The organism is Streptomyces albipurpureus, from assembly GCF_023701525.1.
GTDB lineage: Bacteria > Actinomycetota > Actinomycetes > Streptomycetales > Streptomycetaceae > Streptomyces > Streptomyces albipurpureus.
Window position 1 is genome coordinate 22,154 of sequence record NZ_JAMQAW010000096.1, and the last position, 16,630, is coordinate 38,783.

Here is a 16,630-nt window from a genome sequence, read left to right on the forward strand (position 1 = left end):
TCAGCCCCTCACAGCTTCATCAGGCTGGCGTCGTCGACCGAGGCCGAGTGGCGGGAACGGAACAACGACACGATGATCGCCAGCCCGACCACGACCTCCGCGGCGGCGACGACCATCGTGAAGAAGGCGATGATCTGGCCGTCGAGGTTGCCGTGCATCCGGGAGAAGGCGACGAGCGCGAGATTGCAGGCGTTGAGCATCAGCTCGATGCACATGAACACCACGATGGCGTTCCGCCGAAGCAGCACACCGGTCGCGCCGATGGTGAAGAGCAGGGCCGCGAGATAGAGGTAGTTGACCGGACTCACCGTGTGGCCTCCTCTTCGTTCCGGTCGTGTGCGACGCCGTCGCCCCCGCCCTGTCCGGCCTTGTCGACCTCACCGATGGGGCCCTTGCGGCCCAGCCGCTCCTCGGAGCGCTGTTCGAGGGCCTTGATGTCATCCAGTGCCTGCTGCGAGACATCGCGGATCTGACCGCGGTCGCGCAGGGTCTTGCTGACGGTGAGTTCGGACGGGGTGCCGTCGGGCAGCAGTCCTGCGATGTCCACGGCGTTGTGCCGGGCGTAGACACCGGGCGCGGGCAGCGGCGGCAGGTGCTTGCCGCGCACCCGCTGATCGGCGAGCTCCCGCTGGGTCTTGGCGGGCTCGGTGCGCTCCCGGTGGGTGAGCACCATCGCGCCGACGGTCGCGGAGATCAGCAGCGCGCCGGTGATCTCGAAGGCGAAGACGTACTTGGTGAAGATCAGGGCGGCGAGCCCTTCGACATTGCCGCCGTAGGCGCCGTTCGCGGCGCCCAGGCCGGAGAAGTTGTTCAGCGAGGCATTGCCGATGCCGGCGATCAGCAGCACACCGAAGCCGAGTCCGCAGAGCGCGGCGAGCCAGCGCTGGCCCTTCAGGGTCTCCGTCAGTGAGTCGGCGGCGGTGACACCGACGAGCATCACGACGAAGAGGAACAACATCATGATCGCGCCGGTGTAGACGACGACCTGGACGATGCCCAGGAAGTAGGCCCCGTTGGCGAGGTAGAAGACCGCCAGAATGATCATGGTTCCGGCGAGGCAGAGCGCACTGTGCACGGCCCGCTTCATCAGGATGGTGCAGAGCGCTCCGATCACCGCGACCGTGCCGAGGACCCAGAACTGCACGGCCTCCCCGGTCGACGTGGTGCTCGCGGCGAGCACGTTCAGGCCGTTCATCCGCCAACCGCCTTCTGCGCGGCCGGCTTTCCCTCACCAGAAGAAGCACCGGAAGAAGCACCGGAAGAGGCGGCGTCCTGCGGCTTGTCCTCCTTGGAGGTGGGCTGCTGCTGGACGGTGCCCGGGGCGGCCTCGACGACCAACCCGCGGTAGTAGTCCCCCTCGTCCATACCGGGGAAGATCGCGTGCGGTGAGTCGACCATGCCCTCATCCAGACCGGCGAGCAGCTGCTCCTTGGTGTAGATGAGGTTCTCGCGCGAGCTGTCGGCCAGCTCGAACTCATTGGTCATGGTCAGCGCGCGGGTGGGGCAGGCCTCGATGCAGAGCCCGCACAGAATGCAGCGGGCGTAGTTGATCTGGTAGACGCTGCCGTAGCGCTCACCCGGGGAGTAGCGCTCCTCCTCGGTGTTGTCCGCGCCTTCGACGTAGATCGCGTCGGCCGGACAGGCCCAGGCGCACAGCTCGCAGCCGACGCACTTCTCCAGGCCGTCGGGATGACGGTTGAGCTGGTGCCGTCCGTGGAAGCGCGGAGCGGTGACCTTCTGCTGCTCCGGATACTGCTCGGTCAGCCGCCGCTTGAACATGGCCTTGAAGGTCACGCCGAAGCCGGCGACGGGATTGTGGAACTTGCCCTCGGATGACTCAGACACCGTCAGCCTCCTTTCCGTCACGTGGTCCGTCACTAGAAGTGTCCGGTCCGCCACTGACAATCAACTCGCGCTCCCGGCGCGGACGCCTGCGCGGTACGGGCGGCAGGGTCTGTCCGGGCAACGGCGGAACCGGGAACCCACCCGCCATCGGGTCGAAGTCGGAGTCCTTGACGGCGTCTTCCACCTCCTGCACCTGCCGGTCCTTCTTGCCGCGGAACATGTCCACGACCAGGGACAGCAGGAGGAGGCCAATGACCGCACCACCTACGTAGAGCAGGATTTCCTGGAACTCGTAGTTCTCGTTCCGCAACGCCCGCACGGTGGCCACCAGCATCAGCCAGAGCACCGATACGGGGATCAGGACCTTCCAGCCGAGCTTCATCAGCTGGTCGTAGCGGACCCGGGGCAGCGTGCCGCGCAGCCAGATGAAGAAGAACAGCAGCAACTGGACCTTGATGATGAACCAGAGCATCGGCCACCAGCCGTGGTTCGCGCCCTCCCAGAACGTGGAGATCGGGTACGGGGCACGCCAGCCGCCCAGGAAGAGGGTGACCGAGACCGCGGAGACGGTGACCATGTTGACGTACTCGGCCAGCATGAACATCGCGAACTTGATCGAGCTGTACTCGGTGTTGAAGCCACCGACCAGGTCGCCCTCGGACTCCGGCATGTCGAAGGGGGCGCGGTTGGTCTCGCCCACCATCGTGATGACGTAGATGATGAAGGAGACCGGTAGCAGGATCACGAACCACCGGTCGGCCTGCGCCTCCACGATCGCCGAGGTCGACATCGACCCGGAGTAGAGGAAGACCGAGGCGAAGGCCGCGCCCATCGCGATCTCGTACGAGATCATCTGCGCGCAGGACCGGAGTCCACCGAGCAGCGGGTACGTGGAGCCGGACGACCAACCCGCGAGCACGATGCCGTAGATGCCGACCGAGGCGATCGCGAGGACGTACAGCATCGCGATCGGCAGGTCGGTGAGCTGCATGGTGGTGCGGTGGCCGAAGATGGACACCTCGTTGCCGGACGGGCCGAAGGGGATCACCGCGATCGCCATGAAGGCGGGCGCCGCTGCGATGATCGGCGCGAGGATGTACACCACCTTGTCCGCGCGCTTGACGACCACGTCCTCCTTCAGCATCAGCTTGATGCCGTCGGCGAGTGACTGGAGCATCCCCCAGGGGCCGTGCCGGTTGGGTCCGATGCGCAGCTGCATCCAGGCGACGACCTTGCGCTCCCACACGATGGAGAAGAGCACGGTGATCATCAGGAAGGCGAAGCAGAACACGGCCTTGATGGCGACGAGCCACCAGGGGTCGCGCCCGAACATCGACAGATCCTCCGCCGCGAGGAACTGGACCTCAGCGATCATGAGCGCACCTCCGGCGCTTCCGTTACGGCGTCCGCCGAAGCGGTGGCCGGTCCGATGCGGACCAGCTCGCCGGGGCGCGCGCCGGTGTCGGAAGTGACGCCGCCGCCCACCGAGTTCAGCGGCAGCCACACGACCCGGTCGGGCATCTCGGTCACCTGGAGCGGTAGCCGAACCGTGCCCTTCGGGCCGCTGACGGCCAGTTCATCGCCGTTCTTCACACCGGTCTCGGCGGCGGTCGTGGCCGACAGCCTGGCGACGGCGGCGTGACGGGTACCCGCGAGTGCCGCGTCGCCCCGCTGCAACAGACCCTGGTCGAGAAGGAGTCGGTGTCCGGCGAGGACTGCCTCACCGTCGCCGGCGCGCGGCCCCGGCCGGCTGGACTCGGTCGGATCGGACGCCCGCGCTCCGGTCCAGCCGCCGAGCCGGTCCAGCTCCCTGCGTACGGAAGCCAGGTCGGGCAGGCCGAAGAAGACATCCATCTCGTCCGCGAGCATATGGAGCACTCGGGCGTCGTTGGGGGCCAGCGTGCGGGTCATCTGCTCGGGCTTGAGCGCCGCGTCGAACATCCGCGCCCTGCCCTCCCAGTTGAGGAAGGTGCCGGGCTTCTCGGCGACCGCGGCGACGGGGAAGACCACATCGGCCCGGTCGGTGACCTCGCTGGGCCGAAGCTCCAGGGAGACCAGGAAGCCGACCGCGTCCAGGGCCGCCCGGGCGCCCACCGGATCGGGCAGGTCGGCCAGTTCCACACCGGCCACCAGCAGCGCGCCCAGTTCACCGATGGCCGCGGCCTCGATGATCTGGCCGGTGTCGCGGCCGTGACCGGTCGGGAGTTCGCGTACCCGCCATACCTCGGCGGTCTCTTCCCGGGCCCGCGGATCGGTGGCCGGACGGCCACCGGGGAGCAGGGTGGGAAGGGCGCCCGCCTCGATCGCGCCGCGTTCACCGGCCCGGCGTGGAATCCACACCAGCCGGGCGCCGGTCGCGGTCGCGGTCCGTACGGCGGCGGTCAGCCCACCGGGCACGCCCGCGAGCCGCTCACCGACGACGATCACCGCGCCGGAGGCGCGCAGCGCGTCGGCCGCCGCCGCGCCATCGCCATCGAGGCCGAAGCCGCCGCTGAGCGCGTCCAGCCATTCGGTCTCGGTGCCGGGTGCGGCGGGCAGCAGGGTGCCGCCCGCCTTCAGCAGACCGCGGGTGGCGTGGGTGGCCAGGGAGTAGGTGCGCTGACCGTGCTTGCGGTTGGCCTTGCGCAGCCGCAGGAAGACCCCGGGGGCCTCCTCCTCGGACTCGAACCCGACGAGCAGAACGGCCGGTGCGTCCTCCAGTACGGAGTAGGTGACGCCTTCGCCGTCGAGGTCCCGGCCGCGTCCCGCGACCCGGGCGGCCAGGAAGTCGGCCTCCTCGGAGGAGTGGACACGGGCCCGGAAGTCGATGTCATTGGTGTCGAGGGCGACCCGGGCGAACTTGGCGTACGCATAGGAGTCCTCGACGGTGAGCCGGCCACCGGCCAGAACTCCGGCCCGGCCGCGCGCCGCCCGCAGTCCTTCGGCCGCCGCGGCCAGCGCCTCCGGCCAGCTCGCCGGCTGGAGGACACCTTCCGCATCGCGTACCAGCGGGGTGGTGAGCCGGTCGCGCTGCTGTGCGTAGCGGAAGCCGAAGCGGCCCTTGTCGCAGATCCACTCCTCGTTGACCTCGGGGTCGTCGGCGGCGAGCTTGCGCATCACCTTGCCGCGCCGATGGTCGGTACGCGTCGCGCAGCCGCCCGAGCAGTGCTCGCACACACTCGGGGTGGAGACCAGGTCGAACGGGCGGGAGCGGAAGCGGTACGCCGCCGATGTGAGCGCGCCGACCGGGCAGATCTGGATGGTGTTGCCGGAGAAGTACGACTCGAACGGGTCGCCCTCGCCGGTGCCCACCTGCTGGAGCGCGCCCCGCTCGATCAGTTCGATCATCGGGTCGCCGGCGATCTGGTTGGAGAACCGGGTGCAGCGGGCGCACAGCACGCAGCGCTCGCGGTCGAGCAGCACCTGGGTGGAGATCGGTACCGGCTTCTCGAAGGTCCGCTTCTTGCCGTCGAAGCGGGAGTCGGAGTCACCGTGGGACATCGCCTGGTTCTGGAGCGGGCATTCGCCGCCCTTGTCGCAGACGGGGCAGTCCAGCGGATGGTTGATCAGCAGCAGTTCCATCACGCCCTTCTGCGCCTTCTCGGCGACGGGCGAGCTGAGCTGTGACTTGACGACCATGCCGTCGGTGCAGGTGATGGTGCAGGAGGCCATCGGCTTGCGCTGGCCCTCCACCTCGACGATGCACTGACGGCAGGCGCCGGCGGGGTCGAGGAGGGGGTGGTCGCAGAAGCGGGGGATCTCGACGCCGATGAGCTCGGCGGCGCGAATGACCAGCGTGCCCTTGGGAACGCTGATCTGGACGCCGTCGATGGTCACCGAGACAAGGTCCTCGGGCGGGACGGCCGCGCCGCCTCCGGCCGGGTTGGACGTGGTGACGGTCATGCCCACACCTCCGCGCGGTGCGAGTCGGACTGATGTGCTCCGCTCGCAGTTCGGACTGCGCCGGCACTCGGCGCGTGCGCCACGGTCATGCGGACACCTCCACGTGCTTGTCGGCCCACGCGGTGGTCTTCGCGGGGTCGAGGGGACAGCCGCGCCCGGTGATGTGCTGCTCGTACTCGTCGCGGAAGTACTGGAGCGACGAGAAGATCGGGGACGCGGCACCGTCGCCGAGCGCACAGAACGACTTGCCGTTGATGTTGTCGGCGATGTCATTGAGCTTGTCGAGGTCGGACATCAGTCCCCGGCCCGCCTCGATGTCCCGCAGCAGCTGGACCAGCCAGTACGTTCCCTCGCGGCAGGGCGTGCACTTGCCGCAGGACTCATGGGCGTAGAACTCGGTCCAGCGGGTGACGGCCCGCACCACGCAGGTCGTCTCGTCGAAGCACTGGAGCGCCTTGGTCCCGAGCATGGAACCCGCCCCCGCGACCCCCTCGTAGTCGAGCGGCACATCGAGGTGCTCGTCGGTGAGGATCGGGGTGGACGATCCGCCGGGGGTCCAGAACTTCAGCCGGTGCCCGGGGCGCATCCCGCCGCTCATGTCGAGCAGTTGGCGCAGGGTGATCCCGAGCGGGGCCTCGTACTGGCCGGGGCCCGAGACATGGCCGCTGAGGGAGTAGAGCGTGAAGCCGGGGGACTTCTCGCTCCCCATCGACTTGAACCAGTCTTTTCCTCGGTTGAGGATCGCGGGAACCGAGGCGATGGATTCGACGTTGTTCACGACAGTGGGACATGCGTACAGACCGGCGACCGCGGGGAAGGGAGGGCGCAGCCGGGGCTGGCCGCGTCGGCCCTCAAGCGAGTCCAGTAGCGCGGTCTCCTCACCACAGATGTACGCCCCGGCGCCGGCGTGCACGGTGAGTTCGAGATCGAGTCCGCTGCCGAGCACGTTCTTGCCGAGGTAGCCCGCCGCATACGCCTCACGCACCGCTTCGTGCAGTCGCCGCAGTACGGGGACGACCTCACCGCGCAGATAGATGAAGGCATGGTTCGAACGGATCGCGTAACAGGCGATCACCATCCCCTCGATGAGGGAATGCGGGTTCGCGAAGAGGAGCGGGATGTCCTTGCAGGTCCCGGGCTCCGATTCGTCGGCGTTGACAACGAGATAGTGCGGCTTGCCGTCTCCTTGCGGGATGAACTGCCACTTCATCCCGGTGGGGAAGCCGGCGCCACCGCGTCCGCGCAGACCGGAGTCCTTGACGTAGGCGATGAGATCGTCCGGGGCCATGGCCAGGGCCTTGCGCAGGCCCCGGTAGCCCTCGTGGCGCTCATAGGTCTCCAGCGTCCAGGACTTGGGGTCGTCCCAGAAGGCGGAGAGGACCGGCGCGAGAAGCTTCTCGGGGCTCGTCGTCCCACCGACCTCCGGCCGAGAGGTACCGCCGTATTCAGGTGCCATCGTCATCCCTCCCCCTCCTCGGTGACGGGTCCGGCCGAATGGCTCGGATCGGAGTCCGAAGTCTGCTGGGGCGCGTCATGGGAGCTCAGGTGTCGGGAGGCCGACCTCTGCGCATCGGACGCGCCGTCGTGGGGGCCGTCCTGGCGCCCACCGCGCGGCGAGACCACCCGGGCGGGGATGGGCTCGCCCTTGGCGAGCCGCAGCCCGATCAGCGAGGCGGGACCGCCACCGCCGGTCGCCTCCACGGCACCGGGGCGCTCATCGGGGAACCCGGCGAGGATGCGCGAGGTCTCCTTGAAGGAGCACAGCGTCGCACCGCGGGTCGGCTCCACCGGGCGGCCGGCGCGCAGGTCGTCGACGAGTTGCCGGGCGGACCCGGGTGTCTGGTTGTCGAAGAACTCCCAGTTCACCATCACCACGGGGGCGAAGTCACAGGCCGCGTTGCACTCGATGTGCTCCAGCGTGACCTTGCCGTCCTCGGTGGTCTCGTTGTTGCCGACGCCGAGGTGTTCCTTGAGGTCCTCGAAGATCACGTCGCCACCCATGACCGCGCACAGGGTGTTGGTGCAGACCCCCACCTGGTACTCACCGGAGGGCTTGCGCCGGTACATGCTGTAGAAGGTGGCGACCGCGGTGACCTCGGCGGTCGTCAGCTCCAGCACCTCGGCGCAGAACCGCATCCCGGTCCGGGAGACAAAGCCCTCCTCGGACTGGACCAGGTGCAGCAGCGGCAGCAGCGCGGAACGGGAGTCCGGATAGCGGGAGATGACCTCCTTGGCGTCCGCCTCCAACCGGGTGCGCACATCGGCCGGGTAGTCGGGGGCGGGGAGCTGGGGCATTCCCAGCTGCACCTCTTGCTTGGGCTGGGCCGGCTGGGCCGGCTGGATCGTCATCGGTCTACGCCTCCCATCACGGGGTCGATGGACGCGACGGCGACGATGACATCGGCGATCTGGCCGCCTTCGCACATCGCCGCCATGGACTGAAGGTTGGTGAAGGACGGGTCCCGGAAGTGGACCCGGAAGGGACGGGTGCTGCCGTCCGAGACCACATGCGCGCCGAGCTCGCCCTTGGGAGACTCGACCGCCACATACGCCTGTCCCGGCGGGACCCTGAATCCCTCGGTCACCAGCTTGAAGTGGTGGATCAACGCCTCCATGGAGGTGCCCATGATCTTCTTGATGTGGTCCAGGGAGTTGCCGAGCCCGTCCGGGCCGAGCGCGAGCTGCGCGGGCCAGGCGATCTTCTTGTCGGCGACCATGACCGGTCCCGGCTCAAGGCGCGCGATGCACTGCTCGACGATCCGCAGCGACTGGCGCATCTCCTCCAGCCGGATCAGGAACCGGCCGTAGGAGTCGCAGGTGTCCGCGGTCGGAACGTCGAAGTCGTAGTTCTCGTAACCGCAGTACGGGTCGGTCTTGCGCAGGTCGTGGGCGAGACCCGCCGCGCGCAGGATCGGACCGGTGGCGCCCAGTGCCATGCAACCGGTCAGGTCGAGATAGCCGATGTCCTGCATACGGGCCTTGAAGATGGGGTTGCCGGTGGCGAGCTTGTCGTACTCCGGCAGGTTCTTCTTCATGGTCTTCACCAAGTCGCGCAGCTGGTCGACGGTCCCCGGGGGAAGGTCCTGAGCGAGGCCACCTGGGCGGATGAACGCGTGGTTCATGCGCAGTCCGGTGATCAGCTCGAAGATGTCGAGGATCAGTTCACGATCGCGGAAGCCGTAGATCATGATCGTGGTCGCGCCCAGCTCCATACCGCCGGTGGCGATACAGACCAGATGGGACGAGAGCCGGTTGAGCTCCATCAGCAGGACTCGGATGATGGTCGCGCGGTCCGGGATCTGGTCCTCGATCCCGAGCAGCTTCTCCACGGCCAGGCAGTACGCCGCCTCGTTGAAGAACGGGGTGAGGTAGTCCATCCGCGTGACGAAGGTGGTGCCCTGCGTCCAGGTCCGGTATTCGAGGTTCTTCTCGATACCGGTGTGGAGATAGCCGATGCCGCAGCGGGCCTCGGTGACGGTCTCGCCGTCGATCTCCAGAATCAGCCGGAGCACACCGTGCGTTGAGGGGTGCTGCGGGCCCATATTGACGACGATGCGCTCATCGTCCGCCTTGGCCGCGCTCTCGACGACCTCGTCCCAGTCGCCACCGGTGACCGTGTAGACGGTTCCTTCGGTGGTCTCCCGAGGCGATGCTTGTGATGTGCTCATGAGTACGACCTCCGCTGGTCTGGAGCCGGAATCTGAGCGCCCTTGTACTCGACGGCGATGCCGCCGAGCGGATAGTCCTTGCGCTGCGGGAAGCCCTGCCAGTCGTCCGGCATCATGATCCGGGTGAGGGCGGGGTGGCCGTCGAAGATCAGGCCGAAGAAGTCGTAGGTCTCGCGCTCGTGCCAGTCGTTGGTCGGATAGACCGAGACCAGCGAAGGCACATGCGGGTCGCTGTCCGGGGCGGAGACCTCCAGGCGGATCACCCGACCGTGGGTCAGTGACCGCAGGTGGTAGACGCCGTGCAGCTCCCGGCCCTTGTCATCCGGGTAGTGCACTCCGCTGACACCCGTACAGAGTTCGAACCGCAGGGCGGGGTCATCGCGCAGGGTACGGGCGACGAGCAGGAGATGCTCGCGCTCGATGTAGAAGGTCAACTCGCCGCGGTCCACCACCGTCTTCGTGATGGCGTTCTCGGGGATGAGCCCCTGCTCCTCCAGCGCACCTTCCAACTCGTCGGCCACCTCGTCGAAGTAGCCGCCGTAGGGGCGAGTGGCCGGCCCCGGCAGGCGTACGGAGCGGACGAGTCCGCCGTAGCCGGAGGTGTCGCCGCCGTTGTTGGCGCCGAACATCCCGCGCTGGACGCGGATCTCCTCGCCGTGGTCGCCGCGCTGGCCCGGAAGGTTCTGTTCGCTCAGTTCCTTCTCGGGGTTCGGCTGGTCCGTCATCGCTGTACCTCTTCGGTGGCTTCTTGGCCCATGCGGTGCGAAGGCGCTGCCTCTGTGGGGTGCCGCCCGATGGCCGCGGATGCGCGGCTCATCGGAGCAGTCCCTTCATCTCGATCAGCGGAAGCGCCTTGAGCGCCGCTTCCTCCGCCTCGCGGGCGGCTTCCTCCGCATTCACCCCGAGCTTGGTGTTCTGGATCTTCTGATGGAGTTTCAGAATCGCGTCCAGCAACATCTCGGGGCGGGGCGGGCAACCGGGCAGATAGATGTCGACCGGGACGATGTGGTCGACGCCCTGCACGATCGCGTAGTTGTTGAACATGCCGCCCGACGACGCGCAAACACCCATGGAGATAACCCACTTGGGGCTGGGCATCTGGTCATAGACCTGACGCAGGACGGGGGCCATCTTCTGGCTGACCCGCCCCGCCACGATCATCAGATCGGCCTGCCGCGGCGAACCACGGAAGACCTCCATGCCGAACCGGGCGAGGTCGTAGCGTCCCGCGCCCGTCGTCATCATCTCGATGGCGCAGCAGGCCAGTCCGAATGTCGCCGGGAAGACGGATGCCTTACGCACCCAACCCGCGGCCTGCTCGACGGTGGTCAGCAGAAATCCGCTCGGCAGCTTCTCTTCGAGTCCCATTTGGTGCCTCTCAGCCCCTCAGTCCCATTCCAGGCCGCCGCGTCGCCATACATACGCATAGGCGACGAAGACGGTGAGCACGAAGAGCAGCATCTCCACGAGCCCGAAAAGCCCCAGGGCGTCGAAGCTGACCGCCCAGGGGTAGAGGAAGACGATCTCGATGTCGAAGACGATGAACAGCATCGCCGTCAGGTAGTACTTGATGGGAAAGCGACCGCCGCCGGCCGGCGTGGGAGTCGGCTCAATGCCGCACTCATACGCTTCTAGCTTTGCCCGGTTGTACCGTTTGGGGCCGATTAGCGTGGCCATGACCACGGAGAAGATCGCAAACCCTGCCCCGAGGGCGCCGAGTACAAGGATGGGCGCGTAAGCATTCACCCTCCTCGCTCCTTCCAGTCGTCCTTGACCGTTGGACCGCATCGGGCGTCTTATCGAGCCGCCTCGAAGATCGTGTTCATGTGAGGCAGTTCACAAGCCCGACTGCCCCGCATCCTATGCCCGCCAGTCTGTGATCTGCGACACGGGGTCGGTAACCGACCTTGTGATCTCCACCACCAGGCGAAGGGACATCAAGCCGGATGAGAGGTGATCTTCATACGTGAAGCGCGCGAGTGGTCACCAGAAGTGACAACTAACCGTGTTATCGCTGGTGAAAGGGGGTCGGCTCTATCAAGGCCCAGGACGCTTGAGCAAATTCGCAACGGACGGCGAGGGGTGATAATGCCATCGCATCACCCCGCCGGGGGGCCTCGCCGAGGGGCGTGGAGGAGGGGGTGACTGCGGGACGCGTGCAGATGTTCACGATCTTGAACGCCACCGGGGCGCACCCGCGATCAGCGCGATGACTACCGGTATACGAACGGTGACTCAAAGGCGGCTCGCGGCGCCCCGCCCGAAGGCACCCCACTTATATGGACGCCTCCACCGACTGGTTACTCTTTGGGTTGAAGGAAGCCCCCAGGGTCACCACCGCCCATCGTCCCGAAGATCACCCCGTGCGACCACTTCAAGCTTTTCCGAATCCGCGGAATCCCTCGCCCTGATCTTCGGTTAAAGATCATCAGGCGATTTCGTCCCGGCGGACACGAAAAGGTAACCGATCTGACACTGCATCAGCTTTGCCAGAATGTCGGTGATCATTCTGTGACCTACGTCACACCGTTGAATGGCCAGGAAAAGCGGGCTTGGCCAACAGGCTGAACCAATGGTAGGCCCCGGGCAATTCGGACCTTTTCCTAAAAGTGCATGATCAAAGCAACGATCAATGCCGCCTGGATTGTCCGTTACGGCGTCAATAAGCTCCGCCCGGGCGAGGTTGAGGGCATTCCCCGGGCAACTGTGGCGCAAGACACGTTTCTTGATGGGAACCGTGTATGGCTGGTACCGGTTGTCCCTATGCCCCACACCGCTCACATACCCAGCCACCGGAAGCCCCGCCGTCGCAGCGCATCCGCGATGGCGCTCCGTGCCGGAGTTGCCGGTGGCGTACTCAGCACCATCGCAGTGGCCGGAGCCGCTGGACCGGCGAACGCCGACCCGGTGACCGAGACCATCGAGATGCCCACGATCAACCCCGAGGGCCTCGCCAAGACGTTCGAAGCGACCGCCCAGGCCCAGCAGCAGGTCGCCTTCGACCTAGAGCTCCAGGCCCAGGAAGACGCTGCCGCGGCCAAGGCCGAGAAGGCGGCCCTGAAGGCCAAGACCGAGGCGGTGCGCAAGGCGGAGGCCGACAAGGCCGAGGCCAAGAAGCGCGCGGACGCCCAGGAGCGCGCCTCCCGGACCGCTGAGCGCACCCAGCTCGCGTCCACGAGCTCCAACTCGTCCTCCAACTCCTCCGCGTCCCCCTCGAAGTCCTCGAACCAGTCGTCCCAGCAGGCGAGTGGTTCCGTTGGCACGGTCATCGCCTTCCTCCGGGCCCAGGTCGGCGACGCCTATGTCCTGGGCGCGACGGGCCCCAACTCCTGGGACTGCTCCAGCCTGGTCCGGGCGGCCTTCCGCCAGGTCAACATCGAGCTCCCCCGTGTCTCCCAGGACCAGTCGACCGCGGGCAGGCAGGTCGGCACCAGCAACCTCCAGGTCGGCGACATCCTGTACTGGGGTGCCGCGGGCAGCGCGTGGCACACGGGTGTCTACATCGGCGACGGCAAGTACCTGGACGCGGCCAACCCCTCCAAGGGCGTCGTCATTCAGGACCTTTCGGGCTACCCCGCGACGGGCGCGGTGCGCGTGCTCTGATTCACAAGACAGTTTGAGTTGGCCGATGGGGCCGACGGGCGAGGGCCCCGTCGGCCCCATCGGCATGTCCGGGCTGGCGGCTCGGTGAACGCTCAGCCCCTCTCGGACTCGAACTCACCGGGGATCGGCCACGGGGTGACCTCGGGCGCGCACTGGGGGCAGGCGTAGCGATCGGGCCCTATGCGAATCGGCACCGTGGTGAGCCGACGGCAGCGCACACACTTCGCCGAGCTCAACGGCGGTACGGGCGCCGTCAGCGCATCGAGCCTCACCCGGGCCCTCCTCTGGCCAGGAGCCTGAACCAGACCGCTTTCCCCTGGGGTTGCCCGCCACCCGGGAACGTCACACCCCAGGCGTCCGCGTACGCCTCGATGAGAGCCAGGCCGCGTCCACACTCCCCGTTTTCACAAGGTGAGCTCGCTGCCTGTACAGGCAGCGGCTTCGAGCAGTTGTCACGCACACGAACCACTACGAACTCCACGGCGATCAGCGCCTGGACGCGGATGGCGGGGACGCTTGTGTGCCGATGCGCGTTGGTCACCAGCTCCGACAGACAGAGCAGCCCGTCGTCAGCGAGCTGTGAGTGCGGGCTCTCGCACAGGATGCCGGCAAGCCAGTCCCGGGCGGCCTTGGGCGCGGCGGGGGTGTTCGGGACCGTTATGCGCAGTCTTCGCGAACGGGACGGTAGGGGGGTCGCCGGTGGGCGTAAGCCTGTTGAGGGTCGCATCAAGGTCTCCCGAGTGAGGGATGGAACCCGCGCTTCTCACCGCCGTGGCCTGGTCGCTCATCGATCGCGCGCCCTTGCACGGGGGCACGCGTCAGCAACTGCACTTCGGTCAACTACCGGCGTTTCACGCGGTGCTGAGAGGACGATAGAGCATTAGGGATCACTATTACTACCCTTCCTGTAGCAGTATTGATCTAGGTGGACCCCGCGCCCCTACGAGGGCACACTTGCGACATGCCACCCCGGACAGTCACCACAGCTCGACAGCGACGCCTCGGCGCGGAACTGCGACGACTCAGGGAGGGCGCTGGCCACAACTCCCGCGAGGCGGCGCAACTCCTCGGCATCGATCACACAAAGATCAGCCAAATGGAGACCGCACGTTTCGGCGTCAGCGGTGAACGTGTTCGCGCCCTCGCATGCGCGTACGGCTGCGATGATCAGAACTACGTCGACGCCATCGTCAAGATCGCCGAAGACAGAACCAAAGGGTGGTGGAACGAGTACCGAGAGAAACTGCCCGCAGATTTTCTCGATATCGCAGAACTCGAACATCACTGCAACGGCTTGCGAACGTATCAAATCGCCCACATCCCCGGGCTCCTTCAGACCGAGGACCATATCAAAGCCATCTTTTCCGAGACCGGCCCACCACTCACCGGAATTGATCTTGACCGTCGCATCAATCACAGAGTGCGACGCCAGTTGATTCTGGGTAGAGAGTGGCCTCCGGATTATGAAGCGGTGATTCACGAGGCCGCGCTGCGCATGCAGTTCGGAGGCAAGAAGGTGGCCCGAGCACAGCTAGAGCACTTGCTGACCATAGGCCAAAGTGAACACGTAACAATCCAGGTAATCCCGTTCGATGCGGGCGGCTTCGCTGGTTCAGGGCAGTCAATCTTCTACGCGCAGGGCGACGTTTCGGAACTCGACACCGTACAACTAGACGCTACTCATGGGGTCGCTTTTCTCGACTCACCAACCCAGTTGCGGAACTACCGCAACCTACTGGACCGCATGAAATCAAAAGCGCTCTCGGTTGAAGACTCTACGAATTTTATCCATGCCATTGCAAAGCAACTGTGAGGGGTTCGTAAATGACGGACGACTTTTGGCAGGAGTCTTCATTCTGCCAAGCGGGAAACTCCTGCATCGGAGTTCTACGGGATGGCGAAATAATAAGGCTGCGAGAGAGCGAGCAGCCCAACGAAACCATTACGACGACCCCCGAGAAGATGAGAGCTTTCATCCGTGGGGTCAAGAATGGCGATTTTGATCACCTACTCGGCTAACTGGCTTTTGTCTCCCGCCCCCCGATCCAATTAACCTCAGAGCGCTCCGCATCCCTTCGGGCGCGGAGCGCTCCGCCGTCTATGCCAACCACGCACCACGTCGGGAGGCTTCAGGCAGCCGACGCAGGCGGGGCATCGCCAGCATCGGCGCGGGAAGACCAGCGCCCCTCGGGTGCGGTGCCCCAGTTAGTCGGTCACCGCAGGGGGTCCCGTCGAAAGGGGCGGGACATCACCCCGGCGCAACCGGGCCGAGGGGCAGCACCGGGGACGACCAGAGAAGCAGGGCGAATCGAGCGCCAGCACGGCTGGTGTCACCGCTCATGGGTCGCGCGAGAGATCAACACCCGGCCCAAGTGCCCAGCTCTTGGCCAAAGCTCAGATATCCGGATTGGTCTCAAATCTCGTAAGGTCCATGTCGTCCAACAACGCCTCATGTGTGCGACCGGTCATCTGCGCCTCTTTTTCGATCTGGACCGCCGCCCAGCCCGTGAGGCTCATGACCAGCACCCGCAGGCCGTCCGTGCCGTACTGCTCCAGGACCTCGTCCGCAATGTTCAGGGCCTCTTCGCCCATGCGTTCCTCGGGATAGACACCAACGGCCTTGCGGAGCAGGTCGATGGATATCTGGGAGATGTCCGGGGCGATCAGCCCCAGTCGTCGGTTCTCATCCTCGTCCACACGTCCACGCTACGGGCAGCGGATGAAGTGCAATAGCCGGTCGACTTCCCTAAATCCGGCGCGGTCGTACATTCGCGTCACCACCGTGTGGTCGTCCTCCAGCGGAACGCGGTCGTCGCCCCCGGGGGGCGGTGGCGGAGCGTCGTCGGCGAACAGGATCACTTCCCGGGCGCCGAGTTCGGTCAGCAGGGTCATCGCCGAGCCGAGCAGAGCGCTGCCGAGTCCTCTGCCTCGGGCCGGGGGTTCGACGGTGATCGACCAGAGGATGCCGATCCCGTCGTACTGCGGAAGGCCGATGGTGGCGGACGCGACCCGTTCGCCATCCTCACTGACCACCATTTCCCGCAGGTCAGGATGGTGCGGTTCGGACAGTGTGTACTCCACCCGGGCAAGCCCTGGGAGGGGAAGGCGGGCGTGGCGGTAGCCCCACTCATCGCTGGCGGTGAATCCCGCTGACTCCATGGCCGCGAGGGTGGTCGGGCGGTGGCGGGCGGGAAAGCCCTCCAGGAAGTAGCCGAGCGGAGTGGGGGACTCGAAGGCATCCACCCTCCGGTCGGGGCCGAAGCGGCGCAGCAGATGGGCGATCAGGGCGTCGGCCACCACCCGGCCCTCGCGGCAGTGCAGCCAGCGCACATACCCCGAGGCCTCATCCCGTGCCGCGTAGGCGGCGGCCCCGACGATCTCGCCCGTCGCCTGGTCCACCACGACATCCGCCTCGGGCACGGCCACCGGCGCCACAGAGTCGCCCACCATACGGGGGTGGTGGCCGATGTGGTCCCGGAGCATCTGCCCGGTGGTGACCGGCTGCCCGAGCAGTCGGTCGGCGTTCACCAGGTCGAGCACTCCGCGCTCGTCCCGCTCCTCGTACGGACGGATGGTGAGACGAGGGGCGGGGGTGGGAACGGGCACGGCAGTCCTCGGGGTCGGCAGTGGGT

The 16,630-nt window shown here is 66.6% G+C and carries 18 protein-coding genes; 3 read left to right on the forward strand and 15 right to left on the reverse strand.

The window, feature by feature from the left end; all coding sequences use genetic code 11:
- Positions 1-8: 8 nt before the first annotated feature.
- The 11 genes from nuoK to NBG84_RS37850 form a co-directional block, all read right to left on the reverse strand.
- Positions 9-308, reverse strand: a complete 300-nt coding sequence (gene nuoK / locus NBG84_RS37800; RefSeq protein ID WP_250924250.1) for an NADH-quinone oxidoreductase subunit NuoK — start codon at positions 306-308, stop codon at positions 9-11.
- Positions 305-1,195: an NADH-quinone oxidoreductase subunit J gene (locus tag NBG84_RS37805; RefSeq protein WP_250924251.1), complete on the reverse strand. Its 891-nt coding sequence runs from the start codon at positions 1,193-1,195 to the stop codon at positions 305-307. Before NBG84_RS37805 ends, nuoK begins: the two co-directional genes overlap by 4 nt.
- A complete protein-coding gene (gene nuoI, locus NBG84_RS37810) occupies positions 1,192-1,845 on the reverse strand; it encodes an NADH-quinone oxidoreductase subunit NuoI (RefSeq protein ID WP_250924252.1) in 654 nt (217 codons plus the stop codon). Before nuoI ends, NBG84_RS37805 begins: the two co-directional genes overlap by 4 nt.
- On the reverse strand, positions 1,838-3,220 hold the full coding sequence (gene nuoH / locus NBG84_RS37815) for an NADH-quinone oxidoreductase subunit NuoH (RefSeq protein WP_250924253.1): 1,383 nt from the start codon (positions 3,218-3,220) through the stop codon (positions 1,838-1,840). The genes nuoI and nuoH overlap by 8 nt, the downstream gene beginning before the upstream one ends.
- Positions 3,217-5,727, reverse strand: coding sequence for an NADH-quinone oxidoreductase subunit G (locus NBG84_RS37820; RefSeq protein WP_250924254.1), 2,511 nt, complete (start codon positions 5,725-5,727; stop codon positions 3,217-3,219). Before NBG84_RS37820 ends, nuoH begins: the two co-directional genes overlap by 4 nt.
- An 85-nt stretch (positions 5,728-5,812) precedes the next feature.
- On the reverse strand, positions 5,813-7,189 hold the full coding sequence (gene nuoF, locus NBG84_RS37825; protein WP_250924255.1) for an NADH-quinone oxidoreductase subunit NuoF: 1,377 nt from the start codon (positions 7,187-7,189) through the stop codon (positions 5,813-5,815).
- Complete coding sequence (nuoE, locus tag NBG84_RS37830) at positions 7,186-8,076, reverse strand: NADH-quinone oxidoreductase subunit NuoE (protein WP_250924256.1); 891 nt, start codon at positions 8,074-8,076, stop codon at positions 7,186-7,188. The genes nuoF and nuoE overlap by 4 nt, the downstream gene beginning before the upstream one ends.
- Positions 8,073-9,395 (reverse strand): NADH-quinone oxidoreductase subunit D, encoded by a 1,323-nt coding sequence (locus NBG84_RS37835; RefSeq protein ID WP_250924257.1) that lies wholly within the window; start codon positions 9,393-9,395, stop codon positions 8,073-8,075. Before NBG84_RS37835 ends, nuoE begins: the two co-directional genes overlap by 4 nt.
- A complete protein-coding gene (locus NBG84_RS37840) occupies positions 9,392-10,120 on the reverse strand; it encodes an NADH-quinone oxidoreductase subunit C (RefSeq protein WP_250924258.1) in 729 nt (242 codons plus the stop codon). The genes NBG84_RS37835 and NBG84_RS37840 overlap by 4 nt, the downstream gene beginning before the upstream one ends.
- A gap of 88 nt (positions 10,121-10,208) precedes the next feature.
- On the reverse strand, positions 10,209-10,763 hold the full coding sequence (locus NBG84_RS37845) for a NuoB/complex I 20 kDa subunit family protein (RefSeq protein WP_250924259.1): 555 nt from the start codon (positions 10,761-10,763) through the stop codon (positions 10,209-10,211).
- A gap of 18 nt (positions 10,764-10,781) precedes the next feature.
- Positions 10,782-11,141 (reverse strand): NADH-quinone oxidoreductase subunit A, encoded by a 360-nt coding sequence (locus NBG84_RS37850; RefSeq protein WP_003956195.1) that lies wholly within the window; start codon positions 11,139-11,141, stop codon positions 10,782-10,784.
- A gap of 1,017 nt (positions 11,142-12,158) precedes the next feature.
- Here NBG84_RS37850 and NBG84_RS37855 point away from each other — a divergent pair.
- Complete coding sequence (locus NBG84_RS37855) at positions 12,159-12,998, forward strand: C40 family peptidase (RefSeq protein ID WP_250924260.1); 840 nt, start codon at positions 12,159-12,161, stop codon at positions 12,996-12,998.
- A 92-nt stretch (positions 12,999-13,090) separates the two neighbouring features.
- On the opposite strand, the gene NBG84_RS41740 is transcribed toward NBG84_RS37855, so the two are convergent.
- Both NBG84_RS41740 and NBG84_RS41745 read right to left on the reverse strand, forming a co-directional pair.
- Complete coding sequence (locus NBG84_RS41740; protein WP_425608776.1) at positions 13,091-13,270, reverse strand: hypothetical protein; 180 nt, start codon at positions 13,268-13,270, stop codon at positions 13,091-13,093.
- On the reverse strand, positions 13,267-13,725 hold the full coding sequence (locus NBG84_RS41745) for an ATP-binding protein (RefSeq protein WP_425608777.1): 459 nt from the start codon (positions 13,723-13,725) through the stop codon (positions 13,267-13,269). Before NBG84_RS41745 ends, NBG84_RS41740 begins: the two co-directional genes overlap by 4 nt.
- A 234-nt stretch (positions 13,726-13,959) precedes the next feature.
- Between NBG84_RS41745 and NBG84_RS37860 the strand changes: the two genes are divergently transcribed.
- Both NBG84_RS37860 and NBG84_RS37865 read left to right on the forward strand, forming a co-directional pair.
- Positions 13,960-14,811 carry a helix-turn-helix domain-containing protein gene (locus NBG84_RS37860; RefSeq protein ID WP_250924261.1) on the forward strand — a complete coding sequence of 284 codons (852 nt, stop codon included), beginning with the start codon at positions 13,960-13,962 and terminating at the stop codon, positions 14,809-14,811.
- 11 nt (positions 14,812-14,822) lie between these two features.
- A complete protein-coding gene (locus tag NBG84_RS37865) occupies positions 14,823-15,017 on the forward strand; it encodes a DUF397 domain-containing protein (protein WP_250924262.1) in 195 nt (64 codons plus the stop codon).
- Positions 15,018-15,392: 375 nt separating this feature from the next.
- Here the strand turns inward: NBG84_RS37865 and NBG84_RS37870 are convergent, their stop codons facing one another.
- Positions 15,393-15,695 carry a hypothetical protein gene (locus NBG84_RS37870; protein WP_250924263.1) on the reverse strand — a complete coding sequence of 101 codons (303 nt, stop codon included), beginning with the start codon at positions 15,693-15,695 and terminating at the stop codon, positions 15,393-15,395.
- A gap of 9 nt (positions 15,696-15,704) precedes the next feature.
- Positions 15,705-16,604, reverse strand: a complete 900-nt coding sequence (locus tag NBG84_RS41285; RefSeq protein WP_250924264.1) for a GNAT family N-acetyltransferase — start codon at positions 16,602-16,604, stop codon at positions 15,705-15,707.
- Between the last annotated feature and the right edge of the window lie 26 nt (positions 16,605-16,630).